Annotated in this window: 17 protein-coding genes; 9 read left to right on the top strand and 8 right to left on the bottom strand. The window is 42.4% G+C overall.

Features of this window, described 5'->3' with window-relative positions:
- Positions 1 to 24 precede the first annotated feature (24 nt).
- Both dsdA and dsdX read right to left on the bottom strand, forming a co-directional pair.
- On the bottom strand, positions 25 to 1356 hold the full coding sequence (gene dsdA, locus OQJ86_RS08790; RefSeq protein ID WP_063345565.1) for a D-serine ammonia-lyase: 1332 nt from the start codon (positions 1354 to 1356) through the stop codon (positions 25 to 27).
- A 15-nt stretch (positions 1357 to 1371) separates the two neighbouring features.
- Positions 1372 to 2709, bottom strand: coding sequence for a D-serine transporter DsdX (dsdX, locus tag OQJ86_RS08785; RefSeq protein WP_265987509.1), 1338 nt, complete (start codon positions 2707 to 2709; stop codon positions 1372 to 1374).
- A gap of 208 nt (positions 2710 to 2917) precedes the next feature.
- Here dsdX and dsdC point away from each other — a divergent pair, with 208 nt between their 5' ends.
- Positions 2918 to 3859, top strand: a complete 942-nt coding sequence (gene dsdC / locus OQJ86_RS08780) for a DNA-binding transcriptional regulator DsdC (RefSeq protein WP_265987507.1) — start codon at positions 2918 to 2920, stop codon at positions 3857 to 3859.
- A 4-nt stretch (positions 3860 to 3863) separates the two neighbouring features.
- Here the strand turns inward: dsdC and OQJ86_RS08775 are convergent, their stop codons facing one another.
- The gene (locus tag OQJ86_RS08775) at positions 3864 to 4667 is read right to left on the bottom strand and encodes an EAL domain-containing protein (protein ID WP_104034805.1); all 804 of its coding nucleotides are present in this window, start codon (positions 4665 to 4667) and stop codon (positions 3864 to 3866) included.
- A 163-nt stretch (positions 4668 to 4830) separates the two neighbouring features.
- Between OQJ86_RS08775 and OQJ86_RS08770 the strand changes: the two genes are divergently transcribed.
- The 5 genes from OQJ86_RS08770 to OQJ86_RS08750 all read left to right on the top strand — a co-directional run bounded on the left by OQJ86_RS08770 (position 4831) and on the right by OQJ86_RS08750 (position 10348).
- Positions 4831 to 5751 carry a helix-turn-helix domain-containing protein gene (locus OQJ86_RS08770; protein WP_265987506.1) on the top strand — a complete coding sequence of 307 codons (921 nt, stop codon included), beginning with the start codon at positions 4831 to 4833 and terminating at the stop codon, positions 5749 to 5751.
- A 170-nt stretch (positions 5752 to 5921) separates the two neighbouring features.
- Entirely contained in the window at positions 5922 to 6854 is a 933-nt protein-coding gene (locus OQJ86_RS08765) for a helix-turn-helix domain-containing protein (protein ID WP_265987505.1), read from the top strand.
- Between the two features lie 70 nt (positions 6855 to 6924).
- Positions 6925 to 7872: a helix-turn-helix domain-containing protein gene (locus OQJ86_RS08760; protein ID WP_039974469.1), complete on the top strand. Its 948-nt coding sequence runs from the start codon at positions 6925 to 6927 to the stop codon at positions 7870 to 7872.
- 571 nt (positions 7873 to 8443) lie between these two features.
- Entirely contained in the window at positions 8444 to 9457 is a 1014-nt protein-coding gene (locus tag OQJ86_RS08755; protein ID WP_265987504.1) for a helix-turn-helix domain-containing protein, read from the top strand.
- A 504-nt stretch (positions 9458 to 9961) separates the two neighbouring features.
- Positions 9962 to 10348, top strand: coding sequence for a hypothetical protein (locus OQJ86_RS08750; RefSeq protein ID WP_265987503.1), 387 nt, complete (start codon positions 9962 to 9964; stop codon positions 10346 to 10348).
- A gap of 87 nt (positions 10349 to 10435) precedes the next feature.
- Here OQJ86_RS08750 and OQJ86_RS08745 read toward each other — a convergent pair whose 3' ends face one another.
- The 4 genes from OQJ86_RS08745 to OQJ86_RS08730 form a co-directional block, all read right to left on the bottom strand.
- Positions 10436 to 12394, bottom strand: a complete 1959-nt coding sequence (locus OQJ86_RS08745; protein ID WP_265987502.1) for a diguanylate cyclase domain-containing protein — start codon at positions 12392 to 12394, stop codon at positions 10436 to 10438.
- On the bottom strand, positions 12391 to 13563 hold the full coding sequence (locus OQJ86_RS08740) for a sugar ABC transporter substrate-binding protein (protein WP_038868698.1): 1173 nt from the start codon (positions 13561 to 13563) through the stop codon (positions 12391 to 12393). The genes OQJ86_RS08745 and OQJ86_RS08740 overlap by 4 nt, the downstream gene beginning before the upstream one ends.
- Before the next feature lie 164 nt (positions 13564 to 13727).
- A complete protein-coding gene (gene serC, locus OQJ86_RS08735) occupies positions 13728 to 14822 on the bottom strand; it encodes a 3-phosphoserine/phosphohydroxythreonine transaminase (protein ID WP_038868699.1) in 1095 nt (364 codons plus the stop codon).
- A gap of 131 nt (positions 14823 to 14953) precedes the next feature.
- Positions 14954 to 16216, bottom strand: a complete 1263-nt coding sequence (locus OQJ86_RS08730; RefSeq protein ID WP_265987501.1) for a DUF945 family protein — start codon at positions 16214 to 16216, stop codon at positions 14954 to 14956.
- A gap of 185 nt (positions 16217 to 16401) precedes the next feature.
- Here OQJ86_RS08730 and OQJ86_RS08725 point away from each other — a divergent pair, with 185 nt between their 5' ends.
- From OQJ86_RS08725 to OQJ86_RS08715, 3 genes are all read left to right on the top strand, one after another.
- On the top strand, positions 16402 to 18342 hold the full coding sequence (locus OQJ86_RS08725; RefSeq protein ID WP_265987500.1) for an ATP-binding protein: 1941 nt from the start codon (positions 16402 to 16404) through the stop codon (positions 18340 to 18342).
- On the top strand, positions 18339 to 18836 hold the full coding sequence (locus OQJ86_RS08720) for a response regulator (protein WP_038868702.1): 498 nt from the start codon (positions 18339 to 18341) through the stop codon (positions 18834 to 18836). Before OQJ86_RS08725 ends, OQJ86_RS08720 begins: the two co-directional genes overlap by 4 nt.
- A gap of 207 nt (positions 18837 to 19043) precedes the next feature.
- Entirely contained in the window at positions 19044 to 19592 is a 549-nt protein-coding gene (locus OQJ86_RS08715) for a hypothetical protein (protein WP_038868703.1), read from the top strand.
- Positions 19593 to 19803: 211 nt separating this feature from the next.
- Here the strand turns inward: OQJ86_RS08715 and OQJ86_RS08710 are convergent, their stop codons facing one another.
- On the bottom strand, positions 19804 to 20391 hold the full coding sequence (locus OQJ86_RS08710; RefSeq protein WP_038868704.1) for a TfoX/Sxy family DNA transformation protein: 588 nt from the start codon (positions 20389 to 20391) through the stop codon (positions 19804 to 19806).
- Between the last annotated feature and the right edge of the window lie 180 nt (positions 20392 to 20571).

Raw genomic sequence — 20571 nt, 5'->3', positions numbered from 1 at the left:
TTCCCATAACAAGTGCAAAATTCGTTAACGACCTGACTTGGCCAGATAAGCCGACATTTCCTCTTCCGGTACCATGCCGCCACCGGTCGCCCAAACTAAGTGAGTCGCGTTGTTTAATTTCTCTTCAGTAAACTGCATTCGCGCTTGGTAAGCTTTGTCGTTAGAAACATGCACCGCACCAATCATGCCCGCTAACGCTGATGGTTCTAAACGAATATCTTCCAGCTCACTTAACTCGCCTAGATGGTGATACATGCGCTCATCCGTCATGGTGTAGTAACCATCAAGCAGTCTTTCCATTGCTCGACCAACAAAACCTGACGCACGACCTACCGCTAAACCGTCAGCTGCAGTGATATTGTCGATGCCAAGATCTTGCACCGCGATGTCATCATGCAAGCCGGTGTGCACACCAAGCAGCATACACGGAGAGTGTGTCGGCTCCGCGAAGATACAATGCACATCGTCACCAAAAGCCATCTTCAAGCCGAACGCTACACCACCAGGACCACCGCCCACCCCGCAAGGTAAGTAAACAAACAGAGGGTGATTCGAATCAACGACAATGCCTATCTCATCAAACTGTTGCTTCAAGCGCTCGCCTGCAACGGAATAACCTAAGAACAAGGTTTGAGAGTTTTCATCATCAATAAAGAAGCAAGTTGGATCTTTCTCCGCTTCTTTGCGTCCCTGCTCTACAGCAACACCGTAGTCTTGCTCGTATTCCACTACATTCACGCCGTGAGAGCGCAGTTTGTCCTTCTTCCACTCTCTCGCATCTGCCGACATATGAACCGACACAGAAAAACCGAGTTTTGCACTCATGATGCCGATAGACATACCTAGATTCCCTGTCGAACCTACGGCAATGCTGTACTGCTGAAAAAACTGACGAAACTCTTCACTGAACAATTTGCTGTAGTCATCAGTTTCACTTAGAAGCCCAGCTTCAATCGCCAACTTCTCTGCGTGTGTCAGCACTTCATAGATGCCACCACGCGCCTTTATTGAACCTGAAATAGGCAGATGACTGTCTTTTTTAAGCATCAAACGTCCAAGAATTTGAGTGCCGTATTGCGTTTCCAAGCAGGACTTCATCTTGTCGATTTCAACAACGTTCGATTCAATAATTCCGTTAGAAGCCGCCGTTTCTGGGAAAGCTTTCACTAAGTATGGAGCAAAGCGTTTTAGTCGTTCACTCGCGTCTTTAATGTTGGCAGCACCTAAACCAACGAACGGCAAGCCTTCTTCAAGTGTGGCGATATTTGGGTTGAACCAAACCACCTCTTCTAACCCAATGAGTCGCTCAACCAAAGGGAATTCTGCTACTAGTGCGTTTACGTTATGCGTAGTCATTATTGTTTACCTTTATTAGATCATGTACGACAGAAGGAATGTGCCTGCTAATGCAACAAAAGAGGCAATGAATGTCGCTGTCGTGTAGTACTTGAAGATTTCTGTCATCGTGGCTCCACAATATTGCTTCACCAACCAAAAGAGCGAATCGGTCACTATCGTACAACCAATTGCGCCAGAGCCTATAGCCAGAGTAATGATTTCTGGACTTACGTTCGGATAAAGTGGGAGTAGCGGAGCCACAATTGCTGTCGCGCCCATCATGGCAACGGTGGCAGAACCCACTGCCGCATGAAGAATAATCGCGACAAGCCATGCAAGAAGGATCGGATGCATATCGAGATTAGAAAGTAACTGAGCCAATACATCCGCCAAGCCACTGCCCTTTAGTACGCCGTTGAATGCACCACCAGCGCCAATAATCAGCAAGATGTTGGCAATCGAAGAAAATGCACCTTCTGTTTTCTCAAGCAGTACACTCATGCCCATATTCTGCTTAATACCTAACATGTAATAAGCAACAAAAGCGGCGATAAACATTGCTGTGATTGGGTTGCCGATAAACTCCAAAGTGGTGTACAGCGCACTGCCATGTTCCATATTGAGTTCTGCCGTCGTTTTTAACAGCATCAGCGCAATAGGTAACATCACGGTGAATAGCGTCGCCCTCAAAGATGGTAATTGTGCTTCATCTTTCACTTCTAGTGAGGTGAACTCTTCAGGTACGGTTTTGAAAGGTAGACGTGCACCCAGCACCTTCAAGAACAACGGACCGCCAACTAAAGATGCAACCAAACCTATGAGTAAGCCATAGAAAATTACAGAACCGATATGAGCACCAAGCTCATTGGTCACAAACAATGCGGCAGGGTGTGGAGGAACAATACAGTGCACTGCCATCAAGGCGGTACAGAGCGGAATGGCGAGATTTAAAAGTGAGGTATTGGTTTTTTTCGCAATCGAAAAAGCCAGTGGAATTAGCAGTACCACGCCAACTTCTACGAATAGAGTAATTCCGCAAACAAGACCGATTAACACCATAATTACTTCAGGTGAGAGCCAGCGAATCTTTTGTAGGGTAAGGCCTATTCGTTCTGCCGCTCCAGATACTTCCATCATCTTGCCAAGTATGGTGCCTAAACCAATCACGACAGCAAGAAAACCAAGCGTTCCGCCAATGCCACTTTCGATAGCACTGACCATCTCTAAAGGTTGCATGCCCATCATCCCGCCAACGTAAAAACTGGCGAGTAACAGCGCTAAAAAAGGATGGAGTTTAAACTTAACGATCGCAAAAACGATCATTAAGATACTCGTTATGAGGGTAGTAATGACCCAAAGGTTGGATTCCATGTTCAGACCTATGTTGTTGTTTTAATTGACTGCAATTAAACGAGGAATCCATAGCCCTGACAAACGATCAAAACTCACCTTTAGATGAAGTAAATTGAAACAAAAGCGTGATTTATACGACATTTAGTGAATTTTTCGACCAATAGGTGAAGCTAACTATAACAACACCGTTATTATGTGTTTTATCAAGTTCTACTCGTTGACGCACATGTACACCAGAGACAATATTTTCGCCAAGAACCAACGCATCAATAGCTTTCAACTTTCCAAGCTTCATACTTTTGAAGTGGCAGCACGACACAGTTCATTTTCTCTTGCGGCAGAAGAACTCTCCATGACGCCTAGCGCCATCTCTCACCGTATCAACAAGCTTGAAGAAGAGCTTGGCATTGCCTTGTTTACCCGCTCTCACCGCAAAATCACGCTCACAGAAGAAGGTGAACGTATTTATCTCGCCTTAAACAGAACACTCAACGAGTTAAATCAAGAGGTAATGGAAGTCAGAAATGGCGAAGTCTCCGGAGAACTGACGATTTACTCTCGCCCTTCTTTTGCCCAATGTTGGCTTGTGCCTAGGTTGTACCTATTTAAGCAAAAACACCCTTCCATCGAGCTGAATATTCTTACTGGCAATGAGAACGTCAATTTCCAAGGCTATGGCATCGATGCTGCGATCTATTTTGATGAGCAAATGCCAGAAAAGTTGTGGTCGAAAGAATTGATGAGCGAAGAGATAATCCCGGTCTGCACTCAAACATATGCAGAACAATTTAATCTGTTTGAAAAACCGGCGAATTTGGTTAACGCCACCCTACTTCACGACAACCAAGCATGGGACTACAACTCTCATCACGATGAATGGGCGCTGTGGGCAAAGCAACAAGGCATAACAGGTATTGACGATATTCCAAGCATTTCATTCGACCGTTCCGATTTGGCCGTTAGTGCCGCAATGCACAATGCGGGCGTTGCTATCGGTCGACTGTCGCTGGTGGAAAAACGACTTAAAGCCGGCGAACTGATCACTCCTTTTAAAAACCAAACTCTGCAATGCAAACAGAAATATTATGTCGTTACGGCTAACGAGAAGCACTCACCTAAATTAGCGCTCTTCATTGGCTGGTTGAATCAACAAGTAAATGGGGAATAGCGAGCTACGCTCTTTTGAGTAACCGTTGGCTTTGTGCCAATGTGTCGAATGACAAATTGTCGTCAAGATCGCTGCGTAGTGTAGGTCGGTGTAAATAGTAACCTTGTGCATAATCCACACACAAACGTCGTACAAAATTCAAGTCGTCCGGAGTCTCTATTCCTTCTGCAACAAGGTCAAATTGGTACTTTTGCTTCCAAAGGCTTAAACACTGCCAAAATATCGCATACTGTTCTCCCCTCATGGTTAATAAGCTGCGATCCATTTTGACAATATCGGGCTCAACATAACGAATGATGGCTTCATCTCTGTGATTCGCACTACCAAAATCATCCAAGGCAATTTTGATACCCAAACGCTGGCAAACCTTTCTGTTCATTTGAAACATATGTTGATCAGCAACTTCCGTCGGATATTGGTTTTTCTCGGTAATCTCTAACCAGAGAGTCATTTTACCTCGGTTGCAAGACTGTAATAGAGGTAAAACATCTGCCAAAAATGAAACGCTCGCTAGATATGAAGGCGGAATATTGACCGAAATGAATCGGACAGAGCTCGGCAACATTTTCAATTGCTTGGTAAGTTTTTGAAATAAACGCTTGGTAAATTGGTTTGCGTACCCCTCCTCTTCGATACAACGAAATGAAGACTCAATACAACGAGGCGTATTCCATCGCGTTAACACTTCTGCTCCTAGAAGGAGATCTTGCCGCATACCATAGATCGGTTGATAGATTGGATAGAATGCTCCCTTACTAATATCAGCAAAGACCTGCTTACATTTATCCTCCTTGGTTAAATTACTCATACATAACACCATTCAAAAGTATTTGTCAGCCCGAAAGAGTAAATCAACGAAACGCACAACTGTAGGCATCGAAAAATGGGATTGCTTGAGCTTTGCTATGCGCCTTCTATAATGACATAGCAATCAATAACCTAATATAAAAACAGAATGAGAGAGGTATTTGATGTTTGGCGGCTATTTAAAGCAAGTGCGGGAAGAGATTGGATTAACACAAAAAGAGCTTGCCACTAAGCTTAACCTTGCAAGCGCCGAGTTTGCCTCCATCGGTCCAGTAACTATCAGTCGATGGGAAAGAGGAACGACCGCCCCCACGGTTATTAAAGCGATAAAGATTTTAAGAGTGCTGACGACAAACTTGATGCCTTTTTTGCGTCAGTTGCCAACGAAAGTAGATAAAAACCTGCTTGCTGAAATAGCAGAGTATCGTTTTAAATCGCCATGGGCGACCTTAATGGCGTCGTCTTACGACGTACCAACTCCGGCAGGAGAAGTCTTAGAATGCCCATTACTAGAAAGCGATCAAGACGTTTACTTAGCGAATCTCAAACACTTTTTTAGCAATATTGACCTCGACAATAAGGCACTTTTTGATGTTGATTTATATCAATACCAATTAGACAAAAAATTGTTTGCCCGAAAATTCATCGACAAAAATACGAAGGAAATATTAGGACACAGAATTGCTTTTTTACTCGATGCCAACGAGCTAAGGCAATACTTTTCGTCCCCTTATTTTCCACTACCAGTTCAACAATCTCGCAGTTATTCTTCAAATAGAGTCATGGCCATGTGCACGGTATCTCGTTATTCATCCAACGAAGCCGTGTTTTGGGAAAACAATGCATCAGGGGCGAGATTTGTCGCCACTCATGCCAATATACATGACATCTACTTTTACGCGATTGACCAATGGTCGGTGAATTATATGGAAAGTTTAAATGCGGAAAAGGTTGCATTCGATACACCAGATGAAGATGGCATCGTCAAAATTGGAAATCAGTCATTCAAACGTTGTTTATATCGAGTGGACAGTGCCAATTGGCTATCTCGTCCAGAAGTCATCTCTCTGTTACAAAACGCATAGCAAGACGCTGCGATATCCTTTTAAAAACAGGAGTATGAAAAGGATATAACCAAACTCAGACATATTATTGACATGGTTAACGATAACACTACCTAACATTAAAATAACGACTACAATTTATGTAGACTCCGGTAAGAATTTAATAATATTCAATTTATTATGAGGTTTATATGTTTGGGGATTACCTGAAGCAACTTAGGGGCGAGGCGGGCCTTACGCAAAAGGAGCTTGCGGTAAAACTAAATTTGATCGACTCAGAATTTGTATCTATTGACTCTGTCACAGTGAGTCGCTGGGAGCGTAATAGCACAGCACCTAACCCGATTAGAGCAGTCAAAGTCTTACGCTCACTGACCAATGATCTTCGTCCGTACTTACTTTCATTGGAGGTTGAAGAAAACAGGACCCAAATCAACAACTATTTGAAAGATCGATACCGTTCTCCTTGGGATGTGTTAATGAGTTCCTCTTATCACTCATCAAAAGAAACTGCAGAAGATGACGTAAAAGAGCTCCCCTTATTTGAATCGCGTTCAGAGAAATATGAAGAGGGATTGAAGAACTTTCTCAACAGCATCGGTATTGAAAACGAAGCACTATTCGACTTAGACCTATACCAACATCAGATAGAACACAAAATCTACGGGAAAAAATACATTAACGAAGATTCGGGTAAGCTACTTGGGCACTCTCTCTCTTTCTTCTTTCATGCAGAAGATCTCAATGATTACTTTTGCTCCCCTTTCTTGAAAATCCCGATAAAGAAAACGAAAGCTTATTCTCAAAACAAAAAAATGGCGATTTGCACACTCACCCACTTTTGCTCCGATGAGCCCACCTTCTGGATCGATCATCAAACAGGGATCGATTACCTTGCGAGACACGCAAATGTTCATGATCTTTATTACTACGCAGTCGATAAGCTAACAGCCGATTACATGATCAACATTGGGGCCGAAAAGGTCGCGTTCGACACACCCAATAAGCATGGCATCGTTAAAATCGGCCATGAAAAATACATGCGTTGCTTGCTCAAATTAGATAGTGCGGTATGGCTAACAAGGCCAGAATTATTACTGCTTCTGAAAAACCACTATGCTTAATGTTCAACGACCATAATGTAACGAGCAATTGTTAGTTGGTTCATTTCAATAATAAAAACAAGGTAAGTTTATGTTTGGAGATTATCTAAAGCAGTTGAGAATTCAACATGGATTAACGCAAAGGGAACTTGCCACAAAACTAAATCTATCTAGCCCAGAATTCACCTCGGTTGACTCTGTCACCATTAGCCGCTGGGAAAGAAACGCCACAACCCCAAACTCGGTAAAAGCAATCAAAGTGCTACGACAACTGACTTTGGATCTCAAGCCGTATTTGCTGACAATAGAAGCCCCATCAGAAGGAACGATATTAGATGATATTCTCTATGATCGTTTTCACTCGCAACGTGCGCTACTAATGTCTTCTGAATACGAAGAATTGAAACCTCAGAAAGACACTAAAATCATTGAAGAATCGATGTTCTCGAATGAAACCGCAGATCATGCCAGCCGATTGAAGAACTTCTTTATCAATGCCGATGCACACTACCCTGGTTTGATTGACTTAGACTTATTGAGCTTTCATAAAGAAGATAAAGTTATCGCCAACGTTTACCTAGATGAAGAAAGCCATAAAGTCAGAGGGCACTCCATCTCTTTTTTATTCAAAATAGAAGATCTCGAATCACTCTTTACTAGACCGGAACATACATTACCGTTTAGTTTAGCGAAACCTTATACTGAAAATAGAGAACTCGCACTTTGCTGCTTGAGTCGATACGCCGCAAACCAGCAAGTCTTTATGATGCTTCACCCAACCTTAGTGGATTATCTTGCTGCAAGATCCAACATTACCAGCCTCTACTATTACTCGTTTGATAATCAGTTCTCTGAATACCTTGTCAGCTTAGGGGCCGAAAAAGTGGCCTATGATAGCCCTGATAAATCAGGTTCAGTAACGATAGGTAAAACGGCCTATCGCAAATGCTTACTTAAAATAGATACATCGATATTGTTAGCACAATCTTCAATGATATACCTACTCCATCAACATCAACGTCATAGCAAACGTTGTTAACCAAAACATAAAGACTATCTAAATTAATGTCGGACGATTCATCGCCGCCATTAATTTAGAATAATGACTCTACTGGCAGCCGAATAAGGCTAAGTTCGGCAAATAACCTTAAATAAATATCTAATATACCCATATGAAATATGTTATCTGATATGAACATTTCTCACTTTTAAGATAAGACCAAGAAATAATTTACAGCACGTATAATTGTAAATACATCATCAAGTTTTACTCTAAATTCTCAAAAATGCTGTAATTTCAGGGCTATCCATCCCAAAATTAAGACAAAAAATGCGAGAACTAGGCACCTATTCATTGCTCAATAGCACAAATGCCTTCTCAATTTAATATCAAACATAATACGATTCTTATGATATTTATGAATAAATACGACATGAATATTAATGCATTTTCAACCTCCTATCAGCCGTATCAATTTTAGAAGGAAGGTCGCAAACCGAATATCGTTTATGACCTTAAAACTATTCGGTAGAGGAATGTCATGCACATAACTTAAACGAAGAATAACAATTAGCTATGGACATGTTTTAGATATATGGGAGAAAGTAAGGTGTTCGGGAGTTATCTAAAATCAATAAGAACCGCGTTAGGGTTAACTCAGGAGCAAGCATCGATTAGGCTAAATCTATTAGGTGGTGATTTAGCAAATATAGATTGCGTCACCTTCAGTAGATGGGAAAGAGGTATCACTCAACCAAGCCTTAGTCGACGAGTAAGAGTGCTTCGTGCATTCGAGAATAATTTGCTGCCGTACTTATGTAGCCTAGGGCTAGATTTATCGCTAAAAGAAGATGTCGAGCAATTCGAGCTGTCGCTAAAGCAACGGTATCAGGATGCGATGTCAATTATATCTGGCATTGATTACAACAGTGTACGCCAAGTCGAGCACGAGTACATCGAAGAGGAGGAGCTGAGTCAAAATAATGAGCAAGACTTTATTCATAGTTTGAACAACTTTCACGACCAATTAAAGTCGCTCAATATCAAACACAACCTCTCTTCAATCGATCTGGTCGAATATCAAAAGGATGGCCGCGCGATCGCTTATAAGTACTTATCAAGAGGTAAACTGGTTGGTCATAACATTGGTATGTTTTTTAGCGCCCCAACGTTAGAAAACGAAATTGATAGGACAAAGCGAAATCGTCTTCCCATCGATACCATCGATCTGAGATTAACGAAACCATTGAAAGACAAAGGTACATATTCCTACTACGCGATTAGCCAACATTCGAAAAGCGAACGAGTATTTCGCAGGCAATTGCACACTGAGTTTACTTTCCTCGCTCAAAATGCGCATATTCATCACTACTATGCGAGCGTGACCCTAAAGAGCTCTGTTGATGTCATGTTAAAAATGGGATTTAGCGTTGCAGCCTATGAAAGTGAAAATCCTGTTGGTGCAATTAAAGTTGGTTCAAAACGCTATACGCGTGCTGTTATGTACATCGAAACCAGTGAGCTATTTACTCAACCGGAGTTTCTTTACTTATTAACTTGCTGTGGTGTCTGTACCGAGCGCGAATGCGACACATGTCTAGAGCACCCACATTGCATTTGCTGATAATAAACCTCGAATAACGAACAGCTCATCAATTTTTCGCTACGTTAAGGTCAATGTCGACAACGTTTTGCTTCGTCGTTATTGGCCTTCCTCCGAATAGCAACGATCTTGAAAATTCACTAGCCTTTAACGCTCGATAAAGTTTCTATTCTTGCCTTTCTGTTACAACTTACTCCTAGCGCCGCGTTCGTTGGTATCACTATTTGTCGTCATCATATTTGTGATTGAAATAAATTTATAGGCAAATACCATTTTAGCATTCATTAATATGCTTAAGGTTGATTAGGGAACTTACTATAACGTACCAGTTCAATCACTCTTACAAACAAGTGAAAAGCACAAATAATATCTTTGTTTATTAAATTATTTTTACGTAAGTGCATGAAAATAAAACTACTTAGCAATTTAAGGTTTTTTCATTTCATAGATGCTATCCAAAGTCAGAATACAATCACTATGATCAATCTTTGACGCGCGAAACAGACTTGTTCACAGGTGAAAAGCATGAAAAAGATCCGCTATCCATTCGATTTGCACGGAACGCTATCAATTCGATACAGGGATAAAGTAAACCCAATTTTCCTCGATACCGATGACGATAATCAATCAGTCATCGACATTGATGACTTTGCGGTCAGATCATTTAGCTACGACTCTGAAGATCGCCTACTTAAAATATCTCTGCAAAAAGCCTTGAACTTAACCGAGATCGCCGATTGCGGTACCGTATTTACAGGAATTGAATTGGAGCAGAATAATATCAAACTAGACATTGTTTATTGCTTGTACAATGCAGGTATTATCAGCTCAAATATCTCTTACCCATTAGATGATGCTTCCCCTATTCAGTCTATCGCAGTTGCAAAACCTTTGACGCTTCACTTAAAGTGACAAGGCAGCCTCATTAATAACAGGCTAAAAAGACCCTCACTCCTATAAGGAATGAGGGCTTTCTTATGTATTCATCGTATATCGAAACTACGTCTTTCTTGAATCCTCTTCTGTGCTCTCATAGAACGCTCTCTTACGCTCATACATGGCTTCGTCAGCCATGGAGAACAAGTTATCAAGAGAGGTCCCCTCGCTTGATGCCCCACCAACTGAGAACTTAACTGGGTGACGCTTATGTTCTGAGATTTCTATCCACTTGTCTTCTTGCGCAGCTTCCAGAGAGAAGGTTAGCGCATCAAGCGCCGTGCTATCAATATTTTTCGCAATCACCGCAAATTCATCACCACCGATTCGGTAAAGCATGAACTCCTCTTTTAATACGGATTTAATCAATTGTGTTGATTTTGCTATTAACAAATCACCACGGTCGTGACCATAGTTATCGTTCAACATTTTTAATCCGTTAATGTCGATGATAATAATCGCTATTGAGTTCCATCGCCCATTTACCAACGACTGGCAAGCGAACTCATAATCTTCATCGAATGCTTTTCTATTTAGACAACGTGAAAGCTTGTCTCGACGAGCAAAATCTTCCAGTTCCAACCAGGAGTAGAGCTGCTTTTTGAATAGTTCGATCAGAATGCGTTCTTCTTCATTCATCTCATACTGACCATAATCGAAATAACCAAGTACGGTTCCTGTGGATGAGCGCATCGTCTTCGTCTGCCCTCCCTCTGGATGGCTAAAACTAAACCGCATATCTGAACTTGTTATCAGACGATTCAGCCCAGAGTTAATCACTCCTGGGATAGCATGATAACCAATACCTGCATGACTCGTGGTAAAGTTAATTAAAGTCATTAACTTCTCTTGGTGGGCTTCTTCTCGCGTTAAGTTGACACGCAATTCCGCCGTTTGCTCTTCAACTCGGTGTTCCAACTCTTGGTTAAAATTGGCGAGCTGAGCATTGGTGTCCTGCACTTGCTGGTTAGCTTTCCGTAAATCTTGGTTACGAATCTCCAGTTCATCCATGTGGTTGGTCAATTGTAACCACAACGAATCTAACAAGTTCATCAGTTGGCGGAACTCTTTAAATTGAAAACGTTTTGGTCGTAAGTCTGGGCGAGTGTTGTTTTTAAAACTGCGTACGACGATTTCCATCTCTCGAATTGGACGCGTAAGCCAGCGACTCGCGACCACGGCGATACATAACGTCACCACTAAGGTTGCGATTATGATATTGAGTAGCTGTTGCTTAGACTGCATCAACTCCTGATTACGTGCTACGTTAGACACAGAGTGAATCATCGAAACTTCTAATGGTTCAACAAAGTTGTTGTTCAGCACTTCAATATTGGTTAGATGTCGAGAGGCATCACCCTTCGTTTGACTAACAGAGCCATAATGAAAGTTGACACTTTCTTGTGCGTAAAGGAACGGTTGCGATATCTGAATCAAGTCCTGATACGACACTAATACAACAAGATAACCTTGGGGTTCATATTCTGAATCAGGTAGCAAAGTATATGGCAGCAATGGACTCACAAAAACAAGACCACTTTGACCACCTTTGAGTACCAAGCCTTCATAAAAATAAGTGGTATGGAACATTTTCCCTTGTTTGTATACCGTATCTGCTGCGCGTATTTTTTCTAATAACTTACTGTTTTCCAGATGGTAAACTGACCCGTTGCTCTCATACATCGGCTGCCAGTTTTTGTCTATGATGTACGTAGTACTGACGTTGGTCGCCAACTCTTCAAAGGTTTCAATCATTTGCCAAATGATGCTCGAGTAAAGAACGTTATCCATCCCCTGAACTAACAGGCGATCTTTCGAATACCAACGCGTTAAATTGGCAATGAAGGTAAGGTCTTCTTTGACGGTTTTCTGAATACCTTGATTGGTATTCTCTAGCTTGATTTCTTTTTGCACCAACAAATCTGCTTGGTGTTTATCAATCATGCTAGTACCTACCCAATAAGCAGGTAACAACGATCCGAGCACCACGATCAACGTTAAGATATTACGCAAACTGATCATGATGAAGACTTCCTGCTTTTATGGATATGCTCGGAATGCTTTTGGATAAATTCAACCACAAACTCAGCGGCGCTTTCTGCTGGCATTCCAGCTTTAAAACGCTTGTAGCCACGAATCAATGCCTCCCATGTGACCGCCATTTCCACCGTACTCGGCATAGCATAAGCGGGGGTTAGCTCTTCATACAAGTCACTGTAATAGGTGGTGTCAGAGTCATACCACTTGCGATTGATAGAACGATTAGTAGAAATCAAGTTTTGGTTGATGATCACATCTTCAATAAACTCTGGTTTTTGTACAATCATCGCCAAGGTTCGCATGGCTTTCTGCTTGGCAGGGTTGGCCATCGCCTCCTCATTAAACGCCAACACTTTACCACCACTTAAAGAATGCATGTGATGATTGTTATAGGTAGGCAAACTGCTGATTTTCAGTTCTTTAGAAAAATGTTGTTTTAGCTCGCCCAGAGCCCAATCACCATCGATAAGATAGGCAACTTCCCCTTCAATAAACTGCTGGCGAGCTTGCTCTTGAGAGTAGTTATCTTTGACGACTCCTTCTTGGGGCAACTCACCATAAAATCTAAGCGCCGCCGCTAGCGCACCAACATCAATATCGGTCACCGGTTTTGAGCGATGCTCCGAAAACATAGGTACAAACGACATTAAAAAGTACATGTTTGGATATTGCATCGCGAGTGAGGATTGCCCCTTCTTAGCCTCTTCCAACAATTTTTCCCACGTAGGTTGTAGCTCTTGGGTCAATTTAGTGTTTACGTACAACACAAGATGGTTACCCAAACCTAAAGGCACACCATAAATGGCATTATCTACCGTTACCAATTCCAGAGCTTTGGGCTCAATGCTCTTTTCTTCTATCCAACTGCTAGGAATCTTAGCCAAGTCAAAGTAGTCATGCAGCCCAAGGAAGTCTGATGGCACCCAAATGACATCCGGTACGGTAATGCCAGTTTGCTTGGCCAATAACAATTCAGAGCGGATGTTGTTTACATCAAACTCTCTGATCGCCAATGTGTTTCCTGTTTGCTCTTCAAAACGTTCGTTGATTTCAGCAACCGTTGAATATTCAATGCCGCTCCATACTTGGATCTCCTGAGCAACAGTCAGGTTAGAGAAGCAAAGCAGTAAGGTTAAGCAGAGGTTTCTCACTAGAATTCTCTAAAATAGATGGTGTTACAAAGATAGCGAACCAATGTTGGTTATTCAAAACCGTCCAATGGTTCTGTGCGAATGATTCCATTAGAAAACGATCTTGTAGAAAGTAAAAAGCGCCGCTATTGCGACGCTTTGGAGGATTATATCACAGGTCTGGATTAAGCATACTCTTGCTCAAAGTTGCGCATAAAGTCGACCAACGCTTGCACACCTTCTAACGGCATTGCGTTATAAATTGAAGCACGCATACCGCCAACCGCGCGGTGCCCTTTTAGTGCTTTTAGACCTTTAGCGTCCGCTAATTCAAGGAATGTTCCGTCTAACTCTGGCTTTGCCAGTTGGAATGGGACGTTCATTAAAGAGCGGTTCTCTGGATGCACACCGTTACGGTAAAAATCAGACTGGTCGATATAATCATAAAGCAGCGCCGCTTTCTCACGGTTTACTTGTTCAATAGCTTTAACACCACCCTGCGCTTTTAGCCATTTGAAAACTAGACCAGATAAATACCAAGCAAATGTTGGGGGGGTGTTGAACATAGACTCTTTTTCTGCCAGCACTTTGTAGTCCAAAATGCTTGGTAGTACTTCTTTCGCTAGACCAAGCAGATCATCACGAACAATAGCAATCGCGATTCCTGATGGGCCGATGTTCTTCTGCGCGCCTGCATAAATCACACCGTATTTCGATACGTCAATTTCGCGCGAGAGAATCGTTGAAGACATATCCGCAACAATCGGTTTGTCGGTCACTGGTAGATCATTAATTTCAATACCATCAATGGTCTCGTTGGGACAGAAATGCACGTACGCTGCGTCAGGGGCAATTTTCCACTCTGTTGCAGGTAGTACGGCCGTTTTACCATCAATCACTGTCTTCGCGTTGAAAACATCTGGTTCACAGTATTTTTTGGCTTCTGCCACTGCACTTTCAGCCCAGTAGCCACCATCGATGTAAGTCGCAGTTTCTGCATCACCTAATAGATTAAGCGGAACAGCGGCAAACTGAGCACGAGCACCACCTTGGCAAAACAGTACTTTGTAGTTACTTGGGATATTAAGAAGATCACGAAGGTCTTGCTCTGCTTCTTCCGCAACCTTGATGAACTCTTTACTACGGTGACTGATTTCCATCACTGAAGTTCCAAGATCTTGCCAATTAATTAGCTCCTTTTGTGCTTGCTGCATGACTGCTTTTGGCAGACCTGCTGGCCCTGCACTGAAGTTAAATACGTTGTCCGTATTTTGTTCCATGATGCTCATTGCTCCTGCTAAGTAAGTATGACGAAATTAATATCATGTTTTCGTGGGGATAAAAACAACAAAAGAGGTCTTACGACCTCTTTTTAATCTGAAAAAGCTAAAAACTTACGTTGTAAACTTGCCTATTGCATCAATGCAGGCATAAGCAACGCGATTAAAGGAAACTCTTGTCCATTTTCGAACTTCAGTTTCCCATCAGAAATTTGTGCTTTCAATTGGTAGCCGTTGTCTTTTTTCTCGATAAGTTCCATCACCATCAGCTCATCCACGCTTTCTTGGATGAATGGGTAAAGATCCACAAGCTCATCAGAGAAATAAGTGCTTAACGAACCGCTTGTTGCCGTCATTAACTTCATTGGGTCTTGAGTGATATTATCCGTTCCTTCTGGTACAGACAGTTGCCATTCGTTACGGAATTTACCTTCACCAAACGCAAGAGAAAGCTCATTCACTGACAATTTAAAGCCCTTGCTAAACAACGTATCAATGTGAGGAAGCAACGTTTGGATTTCTTGCTCATCTAGCATTGGCGAGTTTTGATAGATAGACATAATCTGATCAAACGATTGGCTGTCAACATCGGCGATTGAAAAGTCCAACTTAAAGTTGTCGACATCTGTCCCATCCGTCAAACGCAGTTGGTTGGCTTCTAGGTTCAATTTACTGTTGAGTTTGTCGCCAGTTTCATTAAGAGAAGTGTTACCGTTGTATGTCGCGTTCTCAATCATAAACATCGGAGCAAGTTGCGCATCAACGACATCTAGCTTCTGCAATGAGAACGTTTGTTCGCCTAACCAGTACCCCTTTGCTTGCTTACCTTTCCCTTGACCAGTCAGTTCGGTTAAATGAATTTCTTCGCCGTTTTCAAAATCCACTTGTACTGAAGGCACTGAAACTTGATAGTTCAGATCACCAAGCACCGTCACGTCACCAGTGATTTGTAATGGGCTCGTCGATAATGACATTCCTTGAGCATCGTTTTGATAGTTCCAGCTATCCAAATCTAAGGTAAAGGCAGTATTACCGTTTAGTTGGGTTTTACTGTGCATCGTAAGTGGTAGGAAATCAGCGTCCACCAGCTTAGAGTCCGCCGTAAGGCTGGTTAAACCGTGAGATAAGTCACTCGTAACATCGAAAGTTGTTGGCAAACCATCACGCTCAAGTTGAGTTTTGATATCTGGGTCAACCACGGTGTAACGAGTAAGGACAACCGAAGAAAGGTAACCGCGGTCGTATTTCACGATCTCGCCCTTCACCATGTCATCATTCATGTTTGCAATACCATCTTCAATGATGGTTTGACCAATCTGCCCAACCGCAAGTGGCCAACAAAGCGCAAGAGAAATGGCACCACCGATGGCACCTATTTTTTTAAGATTTTTCATAACATCACTTATTGAGTATTTGTGCTCAGTCTAACCCAAACCCTAAGCGGATAAAACATTGAGTTAAATCAGACTATTGATGGTTATTTTAGTTCATTAATCAAGAACAATACTCAGCTCTCAACCATTGCGGTGTTTAATTGATATGTTGTTTGTGCCAAGTTTTAACCGGAGCTCAAACACCTGTGAACCGTTACGCTGTATTGTGCCTCGACAATAATCCTATCAGTGCTGAGCAATTTCGATTGGAGTTGTCCGCCTTTTCAAGCAAATTTGATATTCTCTCTGTCGAATCCATAGAAGAAGCGCAGAGCGCACTCGAATACCTAGAAGAAAGAGAGCAAACCGTTGCTCTAGTCATCGCGAGTCACCACGCACACTTTAATGGTGTTGATTTTCTTATCGGTCTAGACCGAAAACCTCACACGCAAAACGCTCGGAGAATACTGATCAGTTGTTCATCCGATATCGAAGCTATTTTAACGGCGGTAAACGAAGGGCGTCTCGACCACTGCTTGACCAAACCTCTACCCGATAAAGTTCTTTTCAATACTGCCCAAAAAGAATTGACTCAATTTATCCTTCGTCACGACAAAGAAGATTTGCTCAGCTATAGCCAAATTCTCGATCAGCACAAGTTGTTACGTGCGCATATTGAAAACCAAATGAGTAACTATCAGGCGGGCTTTTTGAATGATTACCATGCCCTCTCTGATAGTGAATTGGCAGAGCAAGTGATTAGCGCGTTGCAATATTTTTTCACCCAAGATGACGATAGCGAAGCATGCCGAACCTACTCACCCGAACACTTACTAACGGTAGAGGGAGAGCCAAACAGCTTTCTATGGTTTATCACCAGTGGCGAGGTTGCGCTTTATAAGCGAGACGAACTTGGTATGCAACGTGAGGTCGTTCGTCACTCAAAAGGCAACATCGTAGGTGGCATGTCGTTTGTTACTGGAGAAAGCTCTTTCTCGACAGCGTTAACACTGACCAAAACAGAAGTCATAAAACTGGACAGAAAAGTGTTCCGTAAGGTGATGCAGAGTGATTCTAATTTGCTACCACTGTTTACTAATTTGCTCCTTCGCCACTTTAACCGCCGATTACAACGCAGTATCAATACCAAGTTGAAGCTACAAAAAACCTTAGAATCATTAGAGTCTGCTCATCAACAATTAATTGAACGTGAGAAGATGGCCATGCTCGGCCAATTAGTCGCAGGCGTAGCGCACGAGCTCAATAACCCAATCGCTGCGATATTGCGTGGCGTCGAAAATCTAACCCATACGCTGGAAGAATTACTCACCAAACTCCCAACCGACGACATTCAAGAAAAAGGCGTAGAACTGCTCATTCATGCCCAAAAAGCCAAGCCGGCCTCAACAGCAGAACTTAGGGAAAGAGTGAAACAACTCAACCATTACCTACCCGACCGCGCTTTAGGGAAAAAAGTGGTCAATCTAGGATTAGAATCAGACTTGGCCTTCATCGATAAACTCAATCGCCAAGAACCGGCGTCACTGCGCTCATTGGGAACGTTAGAACAATATCACCAAGTAGGCGCATCACTTCGCTCGATTAACGTCTGCGCCGCCCGTATTGCCGACATGGTTAAGAGCTTAAAAGGTTACGCTCGTTCAGATGATGAAACACTACACTATGCTGACCTTCATGAAGGCATAGAAGATACATTGGTCATCTTCGAGAATCTCCTCAAATTGCATCAGGTCGCGACAGATTATGCGAGCTTACCCAACACGTTGTGTCAGCCTATCGCGTTACAACAAGTGTGGACAAACCTCATTTCCAACGCAATTGACGCATTCCCAGAAAAAGGGAGACTCAGCATTCAGTCGCAACTAATCGAAAAAAACCATCAACCTTATGCTGTGATTTCGTTTAAAGACAACGGATGCGGCATTCCTGAACAACAGAAGAAAGCGATTTTCGAACTTAACTTTACAACAAAGAAAGAAGGTAACTTTGGCTTAGGTATCGGGCTTTCAATTTGCCAGCAAATCGTGGCAAGCCACAATGGTTGGATTGAAGTGGATTCAGAGTTGAACCATTTCACCTGCATGAAAGTTTGGCTGCCTATCACATCAGAAGGAGATGAAACATGACGAAATATCTGATTTTGTGCGTGGATGACGAAAGAGAAGTCTTGGATAGTGTCCTTCAAGATCTCATGCCCTTTGAAGATAACTTTGTTGTCGAGGGTGCAGAGTCTGTCACAGAAGCGAAACAGGTGATAGAAGAAATGACCGACGAAGGCGTTCGTTTGGCTCTCATTCTTTGCGACCATATTATGCCAGAACAAACTGGCATCAGCTTTTTGATTGAGTTGAGTCAAAATAGCGACACTCGATCTGCACGTAAAATTCTGCTCACAGGACAAGCTGGGCTAGAAGATACCGTAGAAGCGGTGAACCACGCCAGTTTAGACTACTACATCGCAAAGCCTTGGAAAGGCGAAGCGCTTCGAGAGGCGCTTGTGTCGCAACTGACTGCTTTCATGATAGAAAACGACGATAACCTTTTATCATGGACTGCAATTCTAGATTCCGAAGCCATTTTGAACGCTATGGCAAAACGACGCAGTAGCTTTGGTGAATAACCGCTCCCGATAGAAAACGCGGACAGATAAAGAGAATCTGGCGCGTTTTTTGCTGTTAAGTTGGCACAATTGAGTCAATTGACAAAACATCGACACATTTTTGTTGGTCGTAGACCTTCGTTTTTATTATGATGTCGAACAAATCAGATTACGGTTCAAGTGGTTACTTGGATCCATGGAACTATAAGACAAGGTTTATCGTTAGTTATGCGTAAAACACTATTAGCCGCTGCCCTTTTGTTGGCATCTAGCCAAGCTCTAGCTGCGAACGATTACAACGCTCCAGCAACAATGAGCAACTTTAGCTACGACTACATGGAAGCTCGTATCGGTGCAAGCCCAGTAACATTCGGTGCTGGTTTCAGCAAATCAATTCACCCAAATGCGCACATCATTGCTCGCATCGACTCTGAATTCGATGGTGATTTCGATTCAGCAGCGGGTTTTGGTTTCCACTCGCCACTAAACAACTGGGCTGATCTAACAGGTGCAATGCTAATGCGTGTTGTACAGCCTTCAAACTCAAGCAGTACTGATGTTGGTATGGAACTTAACCTTGGTGTTCGCCAATGGCTTGGTCCTCAACTAGAAGTGGGTGGTAAAGCTGGCTACGTGTCTATCGATAACGATGACGATTGGATTGGTTCTGTTTACGCTCGTTTCCACTCTACAGAGCTATTCTCTCTAGGTGCAGAAGCGCGTATTAATGATTTCTATGGTGATCAAGTGATGTTCACCACTCGCTTCAAGTTCTAATCTCAAGTTGATTGAAATCTAACTGAAGCAGAAAAACAAAAACCGAGGTACTCACCTCGGTTTTTTTGTTCTTAATTATTGATTCGTTGCAATGACTAACTCGAATGAAGTGGCTAAAAGCATCCAACTTCCTTTTGTCGCTTTCAACGCTCACTTTTATGACTCGCTGACTTCATCTAAGACGAGTCAATCATCGTGAAACTAAATTAGCTTACTCACACATTGCCAGTAGCTGCTTTTTACGTGGCTCTTGGATAAGTTTCCAATGAACGCCGTCAATTGCACCAGCAAATTTCCATAAAAGCTTCACGTCGACATCACTGCCGTACGCAACTCTTACTTTATTGAATACTTCCACTGGGCCAAGTTCCAAAAACGTCTCTACGTCATCGATTCCTGCTTTTTTCACCATACGTTCTAACGTCAGTTGCATGTTTGGCAGATCACGTAGGCGTCTACTGGCTGAAGACTTTTGGTATTTACGTTCCTTAATTGAACAATCTATAGATTTTTGTAACAACGTATCAAGACCAGCAAAGCCAGCATCGAATAAGTCTGTTACGTCATAGTAGTTAACTGTTGCCGTCGTTTGTTTTTTGACGTGCTTATATTTTTCACAGTTAAGTTGAGTAAATTCTGCGTCGAGTTCGTCTCCGCCGCGCAAGTAGCAACAGTCGTTACTTACAAGCGCAAACATAGCGTCATTGCTAAATAAACCAATGCCGCCGAACATTGAACGTTTCTGATACTCACTAAAATTGCTTACATAGTTAAAAAAAGCTTGGTCTGTCATGTCCATTGACCTCTTTAATCTGAATAAATTACCCCGATTAGCGATGTCACCAGATGAACAGCAGCTTAGTGCGAATTATAAATGTCGATATGTTGGCGATATTTTTGTGAATTGCGCTCACCAACTGCCTTAATCATACTTAACGTTGAAAAATAAGTTAGGATCTATGTCACATATGCCAAAGTA

It is taken from the genome of Vibrio sp. Sgm 5, from assembly GCF_026241575.1.
Taxonomy (GTDB): Bacteria; Pseudomonadota; Gammaproteobacteria; order Enterobacterales; family Vibrionaceae; genus Vibrio; species Vibrio jasicida.
This window is presented reverse-complemented; position numbering and strand designations above follow the sequence as displayed.